At 64.9% G+C, this 14,810-nt stretch carries 14 protein-coding genes, 1 tRNA gene and 1 pseudogene; 4 read left to right on the forward strand and 12 right to left on the reverse strand.

The features are described from left to right. The coding region (locus tag AC5Y4T_RS22645; protein WP_499918983.1) for a condensation domain-containing protein at positions 1 to 1,268 on the reverse strand (1,268 nt) is incomplete at its 3' end. Positions 1,269 to 2,047: 779 nt separating this feature from the next. On the opposite strand from AC5Y4T_RS22645, the pseudogene AC5Y4T_RS22650 reads away from it, so the two are divergent. Further along, positions 2,048 to 3,600: pseudogene (locus AC5Y4T_RS22650) on the forward strand (MFS transporter). Between the two features lie 125 nt (positions 3,601 to 3,725). Here AC5Y4T_RS22650 and AC5Y4T_RS22655 read toward each other — a convergent pair. Together AC5Y4T_RS22655 and AC5Y4T_RS22660 are read right to left on the reverse strand one after the other, a co-directional pair. Beyond that, a tRNA-Thr gene (locus tag AC5Y4T_RS22655) sits at positions 3,726 to 3,797 on the reverse strand. A gap of 29 nt (positions 3,798 to 3,826) precedes the next feature. Continuing rightward, positions 3,827 to 4,543, reverse strand: coding sequence for a hypothetical protein (locus AC5Y4T_RS22660; protein ID WP_499918982.1), 717 nt, complete (start codon positions 4,541 to 4,543; stop codon positions 3,827 to 3,829). Between the two features lie 153 nt (positions 4,544 to 4,696). Between AC5Y4T_RS22660 and AC5Y4T_RS22665 the strand changes: the two genes are divergently transcribed. Both AC5Y4T_RS22665 and AC5Y4T_RS22670 read left to right on the forward strand, forming a co-directional pair. Next, complete coding sequence (locus tag AC5Y4T_RS22665) at positions 4,697 to 5,416, forward strand: response regulator transcription factor (RefSeq protein ID WP_499918980.1); 720 nt, start codon at positions 4,697 to 4,699, stop codon at positions 5,414 to 5,416. A 25-nt stretch (positions 5,417 to 5,441) separates the two neighbouring features. Next, entirely contained in the window at positions 5,442 to 6,884 is a 1,443-nt protein-coding gene (locus AC5Y4T_RS22670) for a sensor histidine kinase (RefSeq protein WP_499955547.1), read from the forward strand. On the opposite strand, the gene AC5Y4T_RS22675 is transcribed toward AC5Y4T_RS22670, so the two are convergent. Further along, the gene (locus AC5Y4T_RS22675; protein ID WP_499918975.1) at positions 6,872 to 7,276 is read right to left on the reverse strand and encodes an HIT family protein; all 405 of its coding nucleotides are present in this window, start codon (positions 7,274 to 7,276) and stop codon (positions 6,872 to 6,874) included. The genes AC5Y4T_RS22670 and AC5Y4T_RS22675 overlap by 13 nt on opposite strands. A gap of 160 nt (positions 7,277 to 7,436) precedes the next feature. Between AC5Y4T_RS22675 and AC5Y4T_RS22680 the strand changes: the two genes are divergently transcribed. Next, entirely contained in the window at positions 7,437 to 8,093 is a 657-nt protein-coding gene (locus AC5Y4T_RS22680; protein WP_499918972.1) for a dihydrofolate reductase family protein, read from the forward strand. A gap of 28 nt (positions 8,094 to 8,121) precedes the next feature. Here AC5Y4T_RS22680 and AC5Y4T_RS22685 read toward each other — a convergent pair whose 3' ends face one another. From AC5Y4T_RS22685 to AC5Y4T_RS22720, 8 genes are all read right to left on the reverse strand, one after another. After that, positions 8,122 to 8,550, reverse strand: a complete 429-nt coding sequence (locus AC5Y4T_RS22685; RefSeq protein WP_499918971.1) for a ketosteroid isomerase family protein — start codon at positions 8,548 to 8,550, stop codon at positions 8,122 to 8,124. 16 nt (positions 8,551 to 8,566) lie between these two features. Next, positions 8,567 to 9,694 (reverse strand): NDMA-dependent alcohol dehydrogenase, encoded by a 1,128-nt coding sequence (locus AC5Y4T_RS22690; RefSeq protein WP_499918970.1) that lies wholly within the window; start codon positions 9,692 to 9,694, stop codon positions 8,567 to 8,569. Between the two features lie 167 nt (positions 9,695 to 9,861). Beyond that, positions 9,862 to 10,407, reverse strand: coding sequence for a nuclear transport factor 2-like protein (locus AC5Y4T_RS22695; RefSeq protein WP_499918968.1), 546 nt, complete (start codon positions 10,405 to 10,407; stop codon positions 9,862 to 9,864). Positions 10,408 to 10,411: 4 nt separating this feature from the next. Next, on the reverse strand, positions 10,412 to 10,621 hold the full coding sequence (gene fdx, locus AC5Y4T_RS22700; RefSeq protein ID WP_499918966.1) for a ferredoxin Fdx: 210 nt from the start codon (positions 10,619 to 10,621) through the stop codon (positions 10,412 to 10,414). Positions 10,622 to 10,633: 12 nt separating this feature from the next. Beyond that, positions 10,634 to 11,989 (reverse strand): lanosterol 14-alpha demethylase, encoded by a 1,356-nt coding sequence (gene cyp51, locus AC5Y4T_RS22705; protein WP_499918964.1) that lies wholly within the window; start codon positions 11,987 to 11,989, stop codon positions 10,634 to 10,636. Further along, positions 11,986 to 12,810, reverse strand: a complete 825-nt coding sequence (locus AC5Y4T_RS22710) for an SDR family oxidoreductase (RefSeq protein WP_499918962.1) — start codon at positions 12,808 to 12,810, stop codon at positions 11,986 to 11,988. The genes cyp51 and AC5Y4T_RS22710 overlap by 4 nt, the downstream gene beginning before the upstream one ends. After that, positions 12,811 to 14,028: a cytochrome P450 gene (locus AC5Y4T_RS22715; RefSeq protein WP_499918961.1), complete on the reverse strand. Its 1,218-nt coding sequence runs from the start codon at positions 14,026 to 14,028 to the stop codon at positions 12,811 to 12,813. It abuts the gene before it with no gap. Beyond that, positions 14,029 to 14,658 carry a TetR/AcrR family transcriptional regulator gene (locus tag AC5Y4T_RS22720; RefSeq protein ID WP_499918960.1) on the reverse strand — a complete coding sequence of 210 codons (630 nt, stop codon included), beginning with the start codon at positions 14,656 to 14,658 and terminating at the stop codon, positions 14,029 to 14,031. Positions 14,659 to 14,810: the final 152 nt, after the last annotated feature.

Genomic DNA, 14,810 nt, shown 5'->3' on the forward strand with positions numbered 1-14,810 from the left:
CGCTCGGCGGTCATCGCCGCCAACACCCGCTCCAACCGCTCGGCGAGATCTCGCACGTCACAATTGGAAAAGAACTGACCGTCACCCACCGTGGTGAGGAAAAGCTGATCGTCGTCTCGGAAAAAGACCAGACCGAAATGTAACGGGCCGGCATGGGTGAGGGTTCCCGTCGTCCGGCCGCCGGCGAAATGCCCCGTGTGTGTTGCCGGAATGATGTTGACGGCGACCCGGTTAGACGCCTGCCCAGAACTGCCGAGACGTGTCTTGTCATCAATAGCGTGCACCGGGAACCGCTGATGTTTCAGCGCTTCGCGCATTCGCGTGTCGACGACTTTACAAAAACTAGCAACGTCCGATTCAGGAGATGTTGGCAATACCAGCGGCAGGAATCCGGAAACCATTCCGGGCACCATCTGCGTCTTCGGATCAACGCGCCTGCTCACCGGAAAGTCGAGCACCACCTCCGGGCTTTCGGTGTCGAACGCGCGCACCAAGAGGGCACAGGCGGCCGTAATCACTGACGATCGTCGGATCTGCAAGGCGTGTGACAGCTCTTGAACCCCGGCAACGAACGACGGGTCCAACTGAACGGGCTCAGAAGCCCGCTGATCGCCCCCGCCCCGGTTCGAGTCCGCCAACCTGTACCTTGGTTCGATTTCCGGCGGAAGATTCCTCGTCCAATAGGTTCGATCAGCGGCATAATCGTCAGACGCTTCGTATGCTAATTCGCAATCAACCAGGTCACTCAACGGTCCGAAAAAAGCGGGTGGAATCGGCTCGCCTGCGGCCATTGCAGAATATACATTCGCGATGCGGTGACAAACAAAAGTAAGTCCGATTCCGTCTACTACTATATGGTGGCAGCACGCGAATAAATGAAATTCTTCGGGTTGCGTCTGGAATAGTGCAAATTTGAACAGCGGGCCATCCAGGGGCATCAGAGTCGATTGGATCGATGATGCAAGCCGATAGGTGTCCTGTGCAGGATCACGCGAGCCAATGAGGTTGTATTGGGCTAGCTCGACATCGGGGTAGTCAACCGGCTTTTGGAAAACCCTGCCATCCACTTCGAAAAAGGAAGCCCTAAGTGGTTCGGCTTCACGCAGAACGTGAACGATCGACTGCTGAAGCAAATCAGGGTCTATCGGGCCCTCTATTCGCAGCAGTTCACCCAGCTGCCATTTCGCGCCGAAGCGACCCGTTTTTTGCGCGAGCCAGATGTCTAGCTGTCCGCGCGTCAGCGGTAAGGCCCGGCCATCAAGTTGCACTCTTCTACCCCCGAAGATCAACTTCCCATTGCCTCGGCTCACCGCGTCCGCCCCGCGCAGACCTGAGTCGATTTGAGAAACCAACCCTACTGCTGCCAAACGAGCTCGGTCCGGCGTTTCGGCAAAGTTCTGAAAAGACTCTGTGGCTTCTTTCTGACCGATGCCCCCGCCGCAGGATTGGGCCGGTTGCGCTTCCCTCACTGTGGATCTGGCGATTGACGACTTGCGGCGTGGGGCGGCCGGCGAGCCCCAAAGTCTTTCCAAAGTGCGAAATTGTTCGACGCTCCTGAGCGCTGTGTGCGCCGACCCCGGGCGGCGTACACGCCTCAGTGCGTGCATCACCTTCGCGGTGCTTTCAGCCCTGCGATCCGAATGAAGAAAACAGTTACCGCTTTATGGAGTCGTTGCCTGCGATGCTCGGCGACAGCCGCTTATTGGCGCAGCGTTAAATCAACGGCTCCCCTGCACTTCGCCGAGCGATTGGTCGTGCAACTAGTCGCTGTGGGCACACACTTCCGACATATTTGACGCACGCCTAATTAGCGGGGCCGACTGCGTACTTATTGGCGCAATCCTGGAGGGCTTGGCGCGCGTACGGCGCCCAGTCGACTCCGATGGTCAGCTTGCTGCCTAACTTGCCCCCGGATTGCCTGCCCACGCGCATTGAGCGTTATTCGGGGCTTACTCGGTGACCCAGCATGTTTATCTGATCAGTTTCCCGGATAACAACTCTTCAGATTCCGTAGGGTGCCCGCTAAGCCGACTCTCGCTCTTGCGGAGTGGCAGTACATCACTGGACGACACAACGCACGAAACGAGTCCGATGCCCGTCAAACCGACCACCCCAGGCCGTACCAACAAAGACTTGCCGACAAAGCTCCCGCCTCGCTGGTTCGTCGCAGCAGTTATCGCGATCGGCGGGATGCAGCTGATGGCCACGATGGACGGGATGATCGCGGTCGTCGCTCTTCCCAGGATCCAGAATGACCTGGGTCTGTCTGATGCCGGACGGAGCTGGGTCATCACCGGGTACGTGCTGACCTTTGGCGGGCTGGTACTGCTGGGCGGTCGTCTCGGTGACACCATCGGGCGCAAGCGCGCCTTCATCGTCGGCGTCGCGCTGTTCACCGTCGTCTCGGCGATATGCGGCGTCGCCTGGAACGGGGGCGTTCTCGTTTTGGCGCGGCTGCTGCAGGGTGTGTCCGCCGCGATCATCGCACCGACCGGTATGGCGCTGGTGGCAACGACTTTCGCAAAGGGGCCGCTGCGCAATGCTGCGATGGCGGTATTGGGCGCGATCGGCGGCCTCAGCTCCGTGCTGGGCCTGGTGGTGGGCGGCTTGCTCACCGAGGTGTCGTGGCGGTTGGTGTTTTTGGTGAACGTGCCGATCGGAGTGGTGGTGCTGTATCTGGCCTACGCCTCGCTGCGGGAAACGCAAAAGGAGCGCACAAAGCTCGACGCGACTGGGGCAGGTTTGGCAACGTTGGTCTTCACCGCGGCGGTGCTCGGCTTTTCGATGGGGCCGGAGAAAGGGTGGCTGTCGCCGGTCACGATCGGTTCGGGCGTGGTGGCACTGGGCGCTTTCCTGGCGTTCGTGGTGGTGGAGCGCAGGGCAGAGAACCCGGTCGTGCCGTTTGGCTTGTTCCTCGATCGCAACCGGCTGGCTATGTTCGCGGCCATGTTTCTGGCCGGTGGGGTCATGTTCACCCTCACCCTGCTGATCGGCGTGTACGTGCAGGACATCATGGGCTACAGCACGCTGCGCGCGGGCGTGGCGTTCATCCCGTTCGCCGTCGCCGTGGGCATTGGGGCCGGCGCCGCGTCGCGGTTGGTCATGTCGTTGCCGCCGCGGGTGGTGGTGATCATCGGCGGCCTGCTCGTGCTGGGGGCGGTGCTTTACGCCTCGACGCTGCACCGGGGCATACCGTACTTCCCGAACCTTGTGGTGCCGCTCGTCGTCTCCGGCATCGGTATCGGCGTGATCAATGTGCCGCTCGCGCTTTCGCTGATCGCCAGCGTCGGACTGGACCAGATTGGGCCTATATCCGCGATTTCGCTCATGCTCTCCCGCCTCGGCGGGCCGGTGGTGTTGGCCGTGATCCAGGGCGTGATCACCTGGCGCACGCTGCAACTCGGCGGCACCACCGGGCCGGCAAAGTCCATGAACGCCGCCCAGTTGCACGCGCTGGACCATGGCTACACCTACGGTCTGCAGTGGCTGGCCGGGGTGGCCGTGCTGGTGTGTGGGGTGGCGCTGCTCATCGGCTACAGTGCGCAGCAGGTGGCGCATGCGGCGGAAGTCAAGAAAGCCTACGACGCCGGCGAACTCTAGCTAAAGCCAACGGGCACAAGAGCATTGGCTGGGCCGCCGCTCCAAGACCCCTTCGCGCAGTCAGGTTGCGCGAGGCCATCAGCAATCACAGCCTGAACCGGTGCGCGACCCGGCCAACTGCGCGGAGCCCCCTGTCAGGATTGAACTGACGACCGCTCGCTTACAAGGCGAGTGCTCTACCACTGAGCTAAGGAGGCGGGGTTAGAACCGGACCCAGCCTAATCGGTCACCGGTCGCTGTCGATCACGCCCGCGGAGCGCACCGCCCGCGACGACGGGCGCCGCCGCCCGGGCAGCGGAATCCGGTCGGCGATGTTGCTCAGCGGGTTGACCACCATGGTGAGCGCGATGACGGCGTCTTGCAGGGTGGCGATGGCGGGTTCGAGGGCCTCCATCCCGGGTGTCAGTCGAGCCAGGGTGTCGGCGACGTCGGCGAGCTGATCGAGCGGCCCGTTCTTCGCCGTCAGCTTGTCGATCAGCCCGCCCTCGCTCAGTAGCCGGTCGGCGAGGCCGTCCTCGGCCAGCAGCCGTTCGATCAGACCGTCTTCGGCGACGAGCTGATCGGCCAGCCCACCCGGCTGCAGGGTGCGCTGCAGGGCGCCGCCCTCGGCGGTCAGGCGGTCCAGCAGCCCGCCCTCCGACGTCAGCATGTCGACCACCCCGCCGGGGCGCAGCAGGCGATCGATCGGACCGTCCGGGGCGACGGCCCGGCCCAGCGGGGCGTCGTCGTCGAGCAGTCGGGCCAGCCGATTGGCCCGGACGATCGCGTCGTCGATCCCCAGCATCGACGTCATTGCGGTGGTGCCGGCGGCCCCGCTCTCACCCACAGCCCGCTTTGCCACGCCGACGGCCGCGCTCGCCACGCTCAGACCCGCATCCGCGGCGGCCAGACCCACCCGGGCGGGCGCGGTCGCAGCCGACACGATGCTTCTGGTGAGGTTCATTCCAAGAGTCTATTCACGACGCACACCGGGCAAGACCTTTATGTCCCAAGGCAATGCGATGATCCCTGGCAGACTACTATCAGTTTGTTGGCACTGAGCTTTCAGGAAGCGCACAACCTTCACATAGCAAACGTTCAAGTAAGGGACATGGGCATGACATCGGCAACCCCCAACGACTCGAAATCCGAGGCTCGGGTCCTCGTGGTCGACGACGAAGCCAACATCGTCGAGCTGCTGTCGGTGAGTCTGAAATTCCAGGGGTTCGAGGTGTATACGGCCACCAACGGCGCCCAGGCGCTGGATCGGGCGCGCGAGGCGCGTCCCGACGCCGTGATCCTCGACGTGATGATGCCGGGCATGGACGGGTTCGGGGTGCTGCGGCGGCTGCGCGCCGACGGCATCGACGCCCCCGCCCTCTTTCTGACCGCCCGGGATTCACTGCAGGACAAGATCGCCGGCCTGACGCTGGGTGGCGACGACTATGTGACGAAGCCGTTCAGTCTCGAGGAGGTCGTCGCCCGCTTGCGGGTCATCCTTCGCCGTGCCGGCAAAGCGGGGGCCGAACCGCGCAGCGCGCGCCTCACTTTCGCCGACATCGAGCTCGACGAGGAGACCCACGAGGTGTGGAAGGCCGGTCAGCCGGTATCGCTGTCGCCTACCGAATTCACGCTGCTGCGTTACTTTGTGATCAATGCCGGCACGGTGTTGAGCAAACCGAAGATCCTCGACCACGTGTGGCGCTACGACTTCGGAGGTGACGTCAATGTCGTCGAGTCCTACGTGTCGTATCTGCGTCGCAAGATCGATACGGGCGAGAAGCGGCTGCTGCACACGCTGCGCGGAGTGGGTTATGTGCTGCGAGAACCGCGGTGAGCAGCGGTAGCGAAGAAGTAGGTAGATGGTCACCAAGCCTCGACGTGGACTGCCCCTGCGGATAGGGCTCGTCGCCGCCACCCTGGCCCTGGTCGCCTGCGGCCTCGCCGTTTCCGGTGTCGCGGTGACGTCTATCCTGCGGCACAGCCTGGTCAGCCGCATCGACTCCACGCTGCTCGACGCGTCCCGCGGCTGGGCGCAGGCCCCGCGGCGGCAATCGCCGCCGCCCTTCAATGGTCCCGACCCGGGCCGGCCGCCGTCGAAGTTCTACGTGCGCGGCGTCAGCACCGACGGCACCCCGTTCACCGCCATCAACGACCGCAACGCCGAACCGGCGCTACCGCCCGACAACGACGTGGGTCCCAACCCGACGACGCTGCCCTCGGTGAACGGCTCGGACATTCAGTGGCGGGCGGTCTCGGTGCACGGTCCGCACGGGCTTACCACGGTCGCGATCGACTTGTCGGACGTCCAGCACACGCTCACTTCGTTGGTCTGGTTGCAGATGGGCATCGGGGTGGCGGTGCTTGCCGTCGTCGGAATCGCCAGCTTCGCGGTGGTGCAGCGCAGCCTGCGGCCGCTCGTCGAGGTCGAGCAGACGGCCGCGGCAATCGCGTCAGGCCAGCTGGATCGCCGTGTGCCAGAACGAGATCCGCGGACCGAGGTGGGCCGGCTGTCCCAGGCGCTCAACGGGATGCTCGCGCAGATTCAGCAAGCGCTGGCGTCCTCGGAGTCCTCCGCGGACAAGGCCCGCGGCTCCGAGGACCGGATGCGGCGGTTCATCACCGACGCCAGCCACGAACTGCGCACCCCGCTAACCACCATCCGCGGTTTCGCCGAGCTGTATCGCCAGGGCGCCGCGCGCGACGTGGCGATGCTGATGTCGCGAATCGAAAGCGAGGCGTCGCGGATGGGCCTGCTGGTCGACGACTTGCTGCTACTGGCCCGCCTCGATGTGCAGCGCCCCCTGGAAAACCATCGGGTGGACCTGCTGGCGCTGGCCAGCGATGCCGTGCACGACGGGCAGGCGATGGACCCCGGGCGCACCATCACCATGGAGGTTCTCGACGGCCCCGGCACCCCGGAGGTCCTGGGTGACGAAGCGCGGATCCGCCAGGTGCTGAGCAACCTCGTCGCCAACGCTTTGCAGCACACGCCGGAAACCGCCGACGTCACCGTGCGGGTGGGCACCGACGGCGACAACGCGGTGCTCGAAGTGGCCGACCAGGGTCCCGGCATGAACCAGGAGGACGCGTCGCGCGTGTTCGAGCGGTTCTATCGGACCGACTCGTCGCGGGCTAGGGCCAGCGGCGGCACCGGTCTGGGCCTATCCATCGTCGAGTCGTTGGTGCGCGCGCACGGCGGTGTCGTCAGCGTGACCACCGCGCCCGGAGAGGGCTGCCGGTTCCGGGTGACGCTGCCTCGCATCAGTGACGTGACGGCGCACGAGCCGGTTCACGCCAACTGAGCCAGCGCCGCCTTGATCCTGGCCTGGGCGTCGTCCAGCGATTCCGCTGACGGGTTGCGGTCGACTCCTGCGAAGCCGAAGTCGCTCAGGCTGCGGGTGGGGAAGACGTGCACGTGCAGGTGCGGCACTTCTAGCCCGGCGATGATCAGGCCGGAACGCTCGGTTCGAAAGGCCTTGCACACGGCCTTGCCGATCAACTGGCTCACGGACATGACCCGGGCGAAGGCCGACCCGTCGACGTCCTGCCAGTTGTCGATCTCGGCGCGCGGCACGACGAGCGTGTGCCCCTGCGTCATCGGCTCGATCGTCAGGAACGCGACGACGTCGTCGTCCTCGTAGACGAAACGGCCGGGGAGTTCACGGTTGATGATCTTGGTGAAGATCGACGCCATGGGCCCCAGCATAGGGGTGTCGACATTGCGGCAGCGGTCCTGGTCGAGCTCGCGCCCCGAGCCGCCAAGGCAATCTCGGCGACGCACCGATGAGTTCGGCCGCGTTCGCGGGTCAATCCTGCGACGCCTTACAACGCGGATGGATTCAGGAGACCTCCCCATGTCACGAGTGCGCGTGCACAACTTCTCGGTGTCCCTCGACGGCTTCGGCACCGGTGTCGGCCAAAGCATGGACGCGCCGTTCGGGCACGCCGGCGGACGGCTGCACGAGTGGTTCTTCGCGACGCGGACGTTCCGCGCCATGCACGGCGAGTCGGGCGGGGCCACCGGCATCGATGACGCCTTGGCCAGCCAATGGGCGCCGGGCATCGGCGCCGAAATCATGGGACGCAACAAGTTCGGTCCGCAGCGCGGACCATGGGCCGGCCAAGACGGCGGTGAGGAATGGCAGGGCTGGTGGGGCGCCGAGCCGCCGTTTCACACACCGGTCTTCGTGCTCACGCACCACCCACGACCCCCGATCGAGATGGACGGTGGCACCACTTTCCACTTCATCGACGCAAGCCCCGTCGAAGCCCTGCAGATAGCCCGAAAAGCCGCCGGCGACAGCGACATTCGCCTGGGCGGGGGACCGTCGAGCGTCCGCCAGTTCCTCGAAGCCGATCTCGTCGACCACCTGCATATCGCGGTGGTGCCGATCGTCTTGGGGCTCGGCGAGTCGTTGTGGGCGGGGCTCGAAAGCCTCGAACAGCGATTCGACGTGGAGTCGGTGAGCAGCCCCAGCGGCGTCGTGCATCTGATCTTCACGCGCCGCTAAGAAGATCGCCGTCGGTCGAAGGGCCGGCTCAGTCCTGTTTGCCGAACTGCATCATGTCGAGGTTCCAGTACCCGCGCATGTTGGTGATCAGGCCCGCGTCATCGACCTTGTAGGTGAACACGCCGCGCACCGAGCTGGTGAAGCCGCCCTCGAACTTGCTGTTGAGCACCAGGATGTGGGCGATCTCGTCGGGCGAACTCGACGGGAAGGTCTCCTCGCAGGTGATGGAGAGTTGGTTGGCCGCGATGTTGGTGTCGAAGAACGCGCCGACGGCCTCCTTGCCCCGGACCCCCGTTCCGTCCGGGTTGGTGACGGACTTGCCGATCGGATCCTCGATGACGACGTCGTCGGACATCAGCGCCAGCCAGCCCTCCCGGTCATGCGCCTGAACGCACCGCCACGACGACTGCGACGCGGCGAGGGCCGGAAATGCCTGGGCCTCAGCGGTTTCGGTCATTTTCTTCGCCGCCGGCCTACCGGTCGGCGTCGGTGAACCGGATGACGCCGCGAATGTTCTTGCCGTCCAGCATGTCCTGGTAGCCATCGTTGATCTGTTCCAGCTTGTACTGGCGGGTGATCATGTCGTCCAGGTTCAGCTTGCCGGCCTTGTACATCGACAGCAGCTGCGGGATGTCGTACTGCGGGTTGCCACCACCGAAGATGGTGCCCTGCAGGTTCTTCTGCATCAGCGTCAGCATCGCCAGGTTCAAGGTGACATTGGTGTCCAGCAGGCTGCCGATGGCCGTCAGCACGCAGGTGCCGCCCTTTTGGGTGATGTTCAGGTAGTTGTCGATATCGGCGCCCTGCAGCTCGCCCACGGTGACCACGACCTTGTGGGCCATCAGGCCGTAGGTGACCTCGGCCATGCCCGCCATCGCGGCCATGATGTCCGGGTAGACGTGGGTGGCGCCGAACTTGAGCGCCTGGTCGCGCTTCCACTCGACGGGGTCGATCGCGAAGATGTAGCGGGCGCCGGCGTTGACGGCGCCCTGCAGCGCGGCCATGCCGACCCCGCCGACGCCGACGATGGCGACGTCCTGTCCCGGGCGGATGTCGGCGGTGCGGACCGACGAACCGTAGCCGGTGGTGACGCCGCAACCGACCAGCGCGGCAACCTCGAACGGCACGGACGGGTCGATCTTCACCACCGAGCTGCGGTGCACAACCATGTAGGGGGAGAACGTGCCCAGCAGCGTCATGGGGTAGACGTTCTCGCCGCGGGCCTGGATGCGGAAGGTGCCGTCGGACACGGCGGCGCCGCCCAGCAGGCCGGCGCCCAGGTCGCACAGGTTACGCATGCCCGCCTGACAGGTCGGACACTGACCACACGACGGGATGAACGACAGCACCACGTGGTCACCCGGGGCGATGTCTTCCACGCCCGGACCGACCTCGGTGACGATGCCCGCGCCCTCGTGGCCGCCCAGCACCGGGAAACCGGCCATCGGGATGCCCCCGGTGACCAGGTGATGGTCGGAGTGGCACATGCCCGCCGCTTCCATCTGGATCTTGACCTCATGCGCTTGCGGGTCGCCGATCTCGATTTCCTCGATAGACCAGGGTTGGTTGAACTCCCAGATCAGTGCGCCTTTTGTCTTCACGATGGTCCTGACCCCATTTCGCCTTTGAATCGATCAGAGCTGACCGGCCCCTTCATGCCGGCCAGCTGAGTGACGAGTGCCACAGGCACCCTTGTCGCGTCAGCATAGCGCGTGCAACAAATCAAATGCTTGGTTGGCTCCCGCGGGCGCCGCCACGAGCTCAGCGGTCACCAAATCGGGACGGGCGCCTCGCCAAGCGGGTAGTAGCCGGGCAGCTTTTCGCCGGCGAGGCTGCGCTCGATGCGCCTCTGCATGCCGGCGCTCAGGTCCCCGGACTCGATGAGTTTGCCGAACATGTACGCGACGTGACCGAAGTCGAAGAAGTCGCGCTGCCACTCGATGAGCTGGTCGCCGTTGAGGCGAAACCAGCTGCCGCCGATGCCGTAGATCTCGTCCTGGGTGCCGTCGGCCTTGTTGACGATCTGTTTCCAGAAGCCGACGATCTCGCCCTGCTTTTCGTCGATGAGCACCTTCTGGTACTCGTACACCCAGTTCTCCAGGCCCTCCATCTCCAGGCCCAGGGCGACGTCGCGGATCTCGTCGACGCCCACGCACATCACGTCTTCCTTGGGGCCGATGTTCCAGCCGTAGGTGGCGTCTTGGGTGTAGAAGTCCGCCAACGGTCGCCAGTCACCGGCCTTCTCGCAGTCCTGGTTGGCCTGGAGCCAGCGGTCGACCCATGCCTCGAGATCTTCGCGCGAGTGTGACGCCATTGTCCTAATCTTCCTTCTCTTTGATGAATAGTGCTTGCGTTGGGCACATTTCGACCGCGCGCTCGACTTCGTCGCGGGCGTCCTCGGGCGGTTCGGGGTCGACGATTTCGACCTTGCCCCGCTTGGGCACCCGGAAGTAGTCCGGCGCCTCCAATTCGCACATGGCGTGGCCCTGACACAAATCCAGATCCGCTTCGATCCTGAATCCGCCCATCGGACTTACTCCTTACGCGCTGCGCTTGCGGTAGCGCACCTTCGCCGGCCGGGCGAGCTGCACCACCATCTTGGAGTGGTCGTTGTGATAGCTGTCCGCCGGCTGCGCCATCTCGAAGTCGTACTCGCGCAACAGGACCGAGAAGATCGCCTTGATCTGCATCTGGGCGAACGCGGCGCCGACGCAGCGGTGCCGGCCCGCCCCGAACGGAATCCAAGTCCACCGGTTCACGATGTCGGCCTGCTCGGGCTTGTTGTAGCGGTCCGGCTTGAACGCGTCGGGGTCGGGGAAGTCCGCCGGGATGCGGTTCGAGATCGCCGGGGATGCCGCTACGTAGTCGCCGTCGTGAATCGGAAAACCCTCGACCTCGAACTCGCCCTTGGCGACCCGCATCAGGATGATCAGCGGCGGATGCAGCCGCAGGGTTTCCTTGACCACGTTGTCCAGCTTCGGAATCGACCGCAGCGCATGGAAACTCACCTCCTGGCCATCGGCGTAGAGCTCCTCGAGCTCGGCCAGCACCTCGGCGTAAACCTCGGGATGGCGGATCAGCTCGATCAAAGTCCACGCCGAGGTCCCCGAACTGGTGTGGTGCCCGGCGAACATCAGCGAGATGAACATGCCGGTGACCTCGTCGGCGGAGAACCGCGGGTTGCCGTCCTCGTCGTTGATGGACACGAGCACGTCGAGCATGTCACGGTCGCTTTTATCCTGGGGCGGGTTGGATAGCCGCTCGTTCATGATTTCCTGCACCAGCGCAACGAGTTTCACGCGCGCCTCGTCGCGACGCCGAAAACTCTCGATCGGCAGGTAGGGATCGACGTAACACAACGGGTCGGTGCCGCGCTCGAGCTCGTGGTAATACTCGGCGAATCGGTGGTCGAGCTGGTTGCGGAATTTCACGCCGATCAGGCAGGCCGTCGAGGTGTAGATGGTCAGCTCGGAGAAGAAGTCGAGCAGCTCGATCTCGCCCTCGTCGCCCCAGTCGGCGATCATCCCCTTCACCTGAGCTTCGATGGTCGCGGCGTGGCCCTTCATCTGCTCGCCGCGCAGCGCCGAGTTGTGCAGCATCTCCTTGCGCCGCTCCGGGCTGGCGTCGAACACCACGCCCTTGCCGAAGATCGGCGCCATGAACGGGTACGCCGCTGCTTGGTCCAGGTCTTCGTCGGCGGACCGGAAGAAGAACTCGTTGGCACCCGCGCCGGAGAGCAGGATGACGTGCTTGTCGACCAGCTGGAACCACCCGACGTCGCCACACTCGTCGCGGACGCGCTGCATCAAACCGATTGGGTCGGTGCGGAATTCCTCGAGGTGACCGTGTTCTTCCTCGCCGCCGGAAACCCGGGGCACCACAGTTGTGGTCGTCATGACGGCATCCCCTCTTCGCCCAGCGCGAGTTTCTGGCGATCTTTGTTGTCGGCCAACGGGGCTTCGGGCTGAAGCTCCATGTTGGCGATGAAGCCGCCGCGCGGTGTCTCCGCGACGAACGTGATCGCTCGCGCCAAGTCCGCCGCCCTTAGGAAGTAGTCGTGGCGCGCCTGGCCCCACTTGGCCCAATCCTCCAGCGCGGGGCCGATCTTCTCGGCAGGCAGGCCCCAGCCCATCGAGGTCTTCGTCGGGCCGGGGTGCACGATCGAGGCCCGCACGCCGGTGCCCTCGAGCTCCATCTGGAAGTTGGTGACCATCGCGACCAGCGCGGCCTTGGCCGCGCCGTAGGCGCCCATGTGTGGGCGCTGCCGCAGGGCGACGTCGGAACCGACGAAGATCAGGTCGCCGCGTTGGCGGTCGAGCATGCCCGGAAGGACGGCTGAGGCCAGGCGGAAGGCGCCGACGAGGTGGATCTGCAGCTGCGACTCGAACTCGTCGCCTGCGATTTCGGCGAGCTTGCCGAAGTAGGTGTCGCCGGCCCCGGCCACCAGCACCTCGATGTCGCCGAGGGCATCGGTCGACTGTGCGACAAAGGATTTCACCGAGTTCGGATCGGTCACATCCAGGTGGAAGCCGACCGCTTCGCCGCCGTTGGCGTTGATCTTGCCGACGATGTCGTCGAGCTTTTCGACGCGGCGCGCACCCAGGGCGACGGGGAAGCCGTGCGTCGCGAGCTCGATGGCGGTGGCCTCTCCGATGCCGGAGGAAGCACCGGCCACGATGGCGGGCCGGCGTTCGGGCAAGGGTTCAAACCGGGGCATTCAGCGGACCTCCACGCTCATCGGTAGGTGAGCGAATCCGCGGACATTGCTCGAGTGGACGCGGACGGCGTTGGCCTCGTCCACCTCGTATCCGCGGATTCGCTTGAACAACTCGGTGAGCGCGACCCGGGCTTCCATCCGCGCCAGATGCGCGCCCAGGCAGAAGTGTGCGCCACTACCGAAACTCAATAGTTTGGGCCCGATTTCGCGCCCGATCAGGTAGTCGTCAGGGTGGTCGAAGACCCGCTCGTCCCGATGGCCGGAACCGGGCAACAGCAGCAGTACGTCGCCCTCGGGGATGGTGGTGTCGTAGAGGGTGAGCTCACCGGACACGGTACGAGCCAGGATCTGGCTGGAGGTGTCGTAGCGCAGGGTCTCCTCGACCCACAGCGGCACCCGCGACAGATCCTCGTAGACCGGCGTCAGTTGGTCCGGGCTCTTGTGGCCCCAAAATGCGGCGTTGGCAAGCAGTTTGGTGGTGGTCTCGTTGCCGGCGATCACCATCAGGAACATGAAGCCGAGCACCTCGTCGTCGGTGAGCCGGTCACCGTCGATCTCGGCCTCCAGCAGCGCCGAGGTCAGGTCGTCGGTCAGCTTCTCGCGCCGCTCGGCCACCATCTGCTGGTAGTAGACGATCAGGTTGAGCGAGGCCTCCACCGCCTCCGGCGGCACGTCGGTGACACCTTCCTCGCGGTGCATCACCCCGTCGGCCCAGGCCCGAACCTGATCGCGATCCGGCTCGGGGACTCCCATCAACTCGGAGATGACGTCCATCGGCAGCTTGCCGGCGAACTCGTCGACGTAGTCGACCGCACCGTCTTCGGCCTTGGCCAGCATCGTGTCGAGATGCCGGGTCGCGATCTCGGTGACCCGGGGCTCGAGTTCGCGAATCCGGCGCGGGGTGAAGCCTTTTGAGACCAGCGTCCGCAGCCGCAGGTGGGCGGGGTCGTCCATCGCCAGGAACGACATCGTCTTGCTGGCGTGCGGGCCTCGGGACGCGGGGTCCAGCGAGACGCCGTACTTGTTGGAAAGCGTTGTGCTGTTGCGGAATCCCTGTAGCACGTCCTGGTGCCGCGACAGCGCCCAGAACTTCAGCTCGTCATTGCGATACAGCGGGGCCTCGTCGCGCAGCCGCCGGTAATACGGGTACGGATCTTCGTGGAAGTCGTAGTCGTAGGGATCGAGGACCAGCTCGTGGTCGCCCACATGGACGGTCATTTACGTTCGTGTCTCCTGGCTTGTCGTCCCGGGCAGGATCAGGCTCACTACATAGGCCAATCGGTCGGCGATCTGGTGATAGGTGAACTGGCCGCTGGCGGCCTGTACCAATGCGCCGAAGAACGCCATCTCGAGCGCGGCCACCGTATTGGGGTCGGCTCCGGGTCCGATCGCCGTCGCGATGCGGCGGTGGATCTCCGCGCCGATACGATCGCGCACGGCGCCAACGGCCGGATCGGTGCCGCCGCCGAGCAATGCCGTCGTGCACGCGGCGCCAACCTCCGGCTCGTCGGCGACCACCAGCGCCAGGTGACGCAGCACCTTGTCCACCCGGACCGGCATCGGGTCGTTGACGTCGGTGAAGAACGGAACCCGCCGCACCAGGTCCAGATAGACCTCGGCGATCAGGTGATTCTTCGATGAGAAGTAGGTGTACGCGGTTGCCGGGGCGACCTTGGCGCGGGCGGCTACGGCGCGGACCGTCAGGTCGGCGTACGACTTTTCCCGCAGGGTTTCGATGCCGGCTGCCAGCACCTTGCGGAAGGTCTCCTCCTGACGACGGTTGCGCGGCGGCTGACCGGTCTGGCGGTCGCCGTCGGATGTGATAGTCACCAGTGCGTCGCTGGACACATGTCCAAGCTAGTGGACCAAAACGGGGAGAAGCAAGCCCGGTCGGCAAAATCGCAGCTTATCGGCGTTCTGCGCCGTGTGGCGGGCAACATCCCAGATAGGCTCTTGCACCTTCGGCTAGCCGACGACTATGGTTCGATCGGACAATATCG

The sequence above is a fragment of the Mycobacterium sp. NGS11 genome (assembly GCF_059813315.1).

Coding starts and splice junctions, on each gene's coding strand:
- AC5Y4T_RS22660 (WP_499918982.1), bottom strand. CDS start 4,543: ATGAACCTCACCAGAAGCATCGTGTCGGCTGCGACCGCGCCCGCCCGG.
- AC5Y4T_RS22665 (WP_499918980.1), top strand. CDS start 4,697: ATGACATCGGCAACCCCCAACGACTCGAAATCCGAGGCTCGGGTCCTC.
- AC5Y4T_RS22670 (WP_499955547.1), top strand. CDS start 5,442: ATGGTCACCAAGCCTCGACGTGGACTGCCCCTGCGGATAGGGCTCGTC.
- AC5Y4T_RS22675 (WP_499918975.1), bottom strand. CDS start 7,276: ATGGCGTCGATCTTCACCAAGATCATCAACCGTGAACTCCCCGGCCGT.
- AC5Y4T_RS22680 (WP_499918972.1), top strand. CDS start 7,437: ATGTCACGAGTGCGCGTGCACAACTTCTCGGTGTCCCTCGACGGCTTC.
- AC5Y4T_RS22685 (WP_499918971.1), bottom strand. CDS start 8,550: ATGACCGAAACCGCTGAGGCCCAGGCATTTCCGGCCCTCGCCGCGTCG.
- AC5Y4T_RS22695 (WP_499918968.1), bottom strand. CDS start 10,407: ATGGCGTCACACTCGCGCGAAGATCTCGAGGCATGGGTCGACCGCTGG.
- fdx (WP_499918966.1), bottom strand. CDS start 10,621: ATGGGCGGATTCAGGATCGAAGCGGATCTGGATTTGTGTCAGGGCCAC.
- cyp51 (WP_499918964.1), bottom strand. CDS start 11,989: ATGACGACCACAACTGTGGTGCCCCGGGTTTCCGGCGGCGAGGAAGAA.
- AC5Y4T_RS22710 (WP_499918962.1), bottom strand. CDS start 12,810: ATGCCCCGGTTTGAACCCTTGCCCGAACGCCGGCCCGCCATCGTGGCC.
- AC5Y4T_RS22715 (WP_499918961.1), bottom strand. CDS start 14,028: ATGACCGTCCATGTGGGCGACCACGAGCTGGTCCTCGATCCCTACGAC.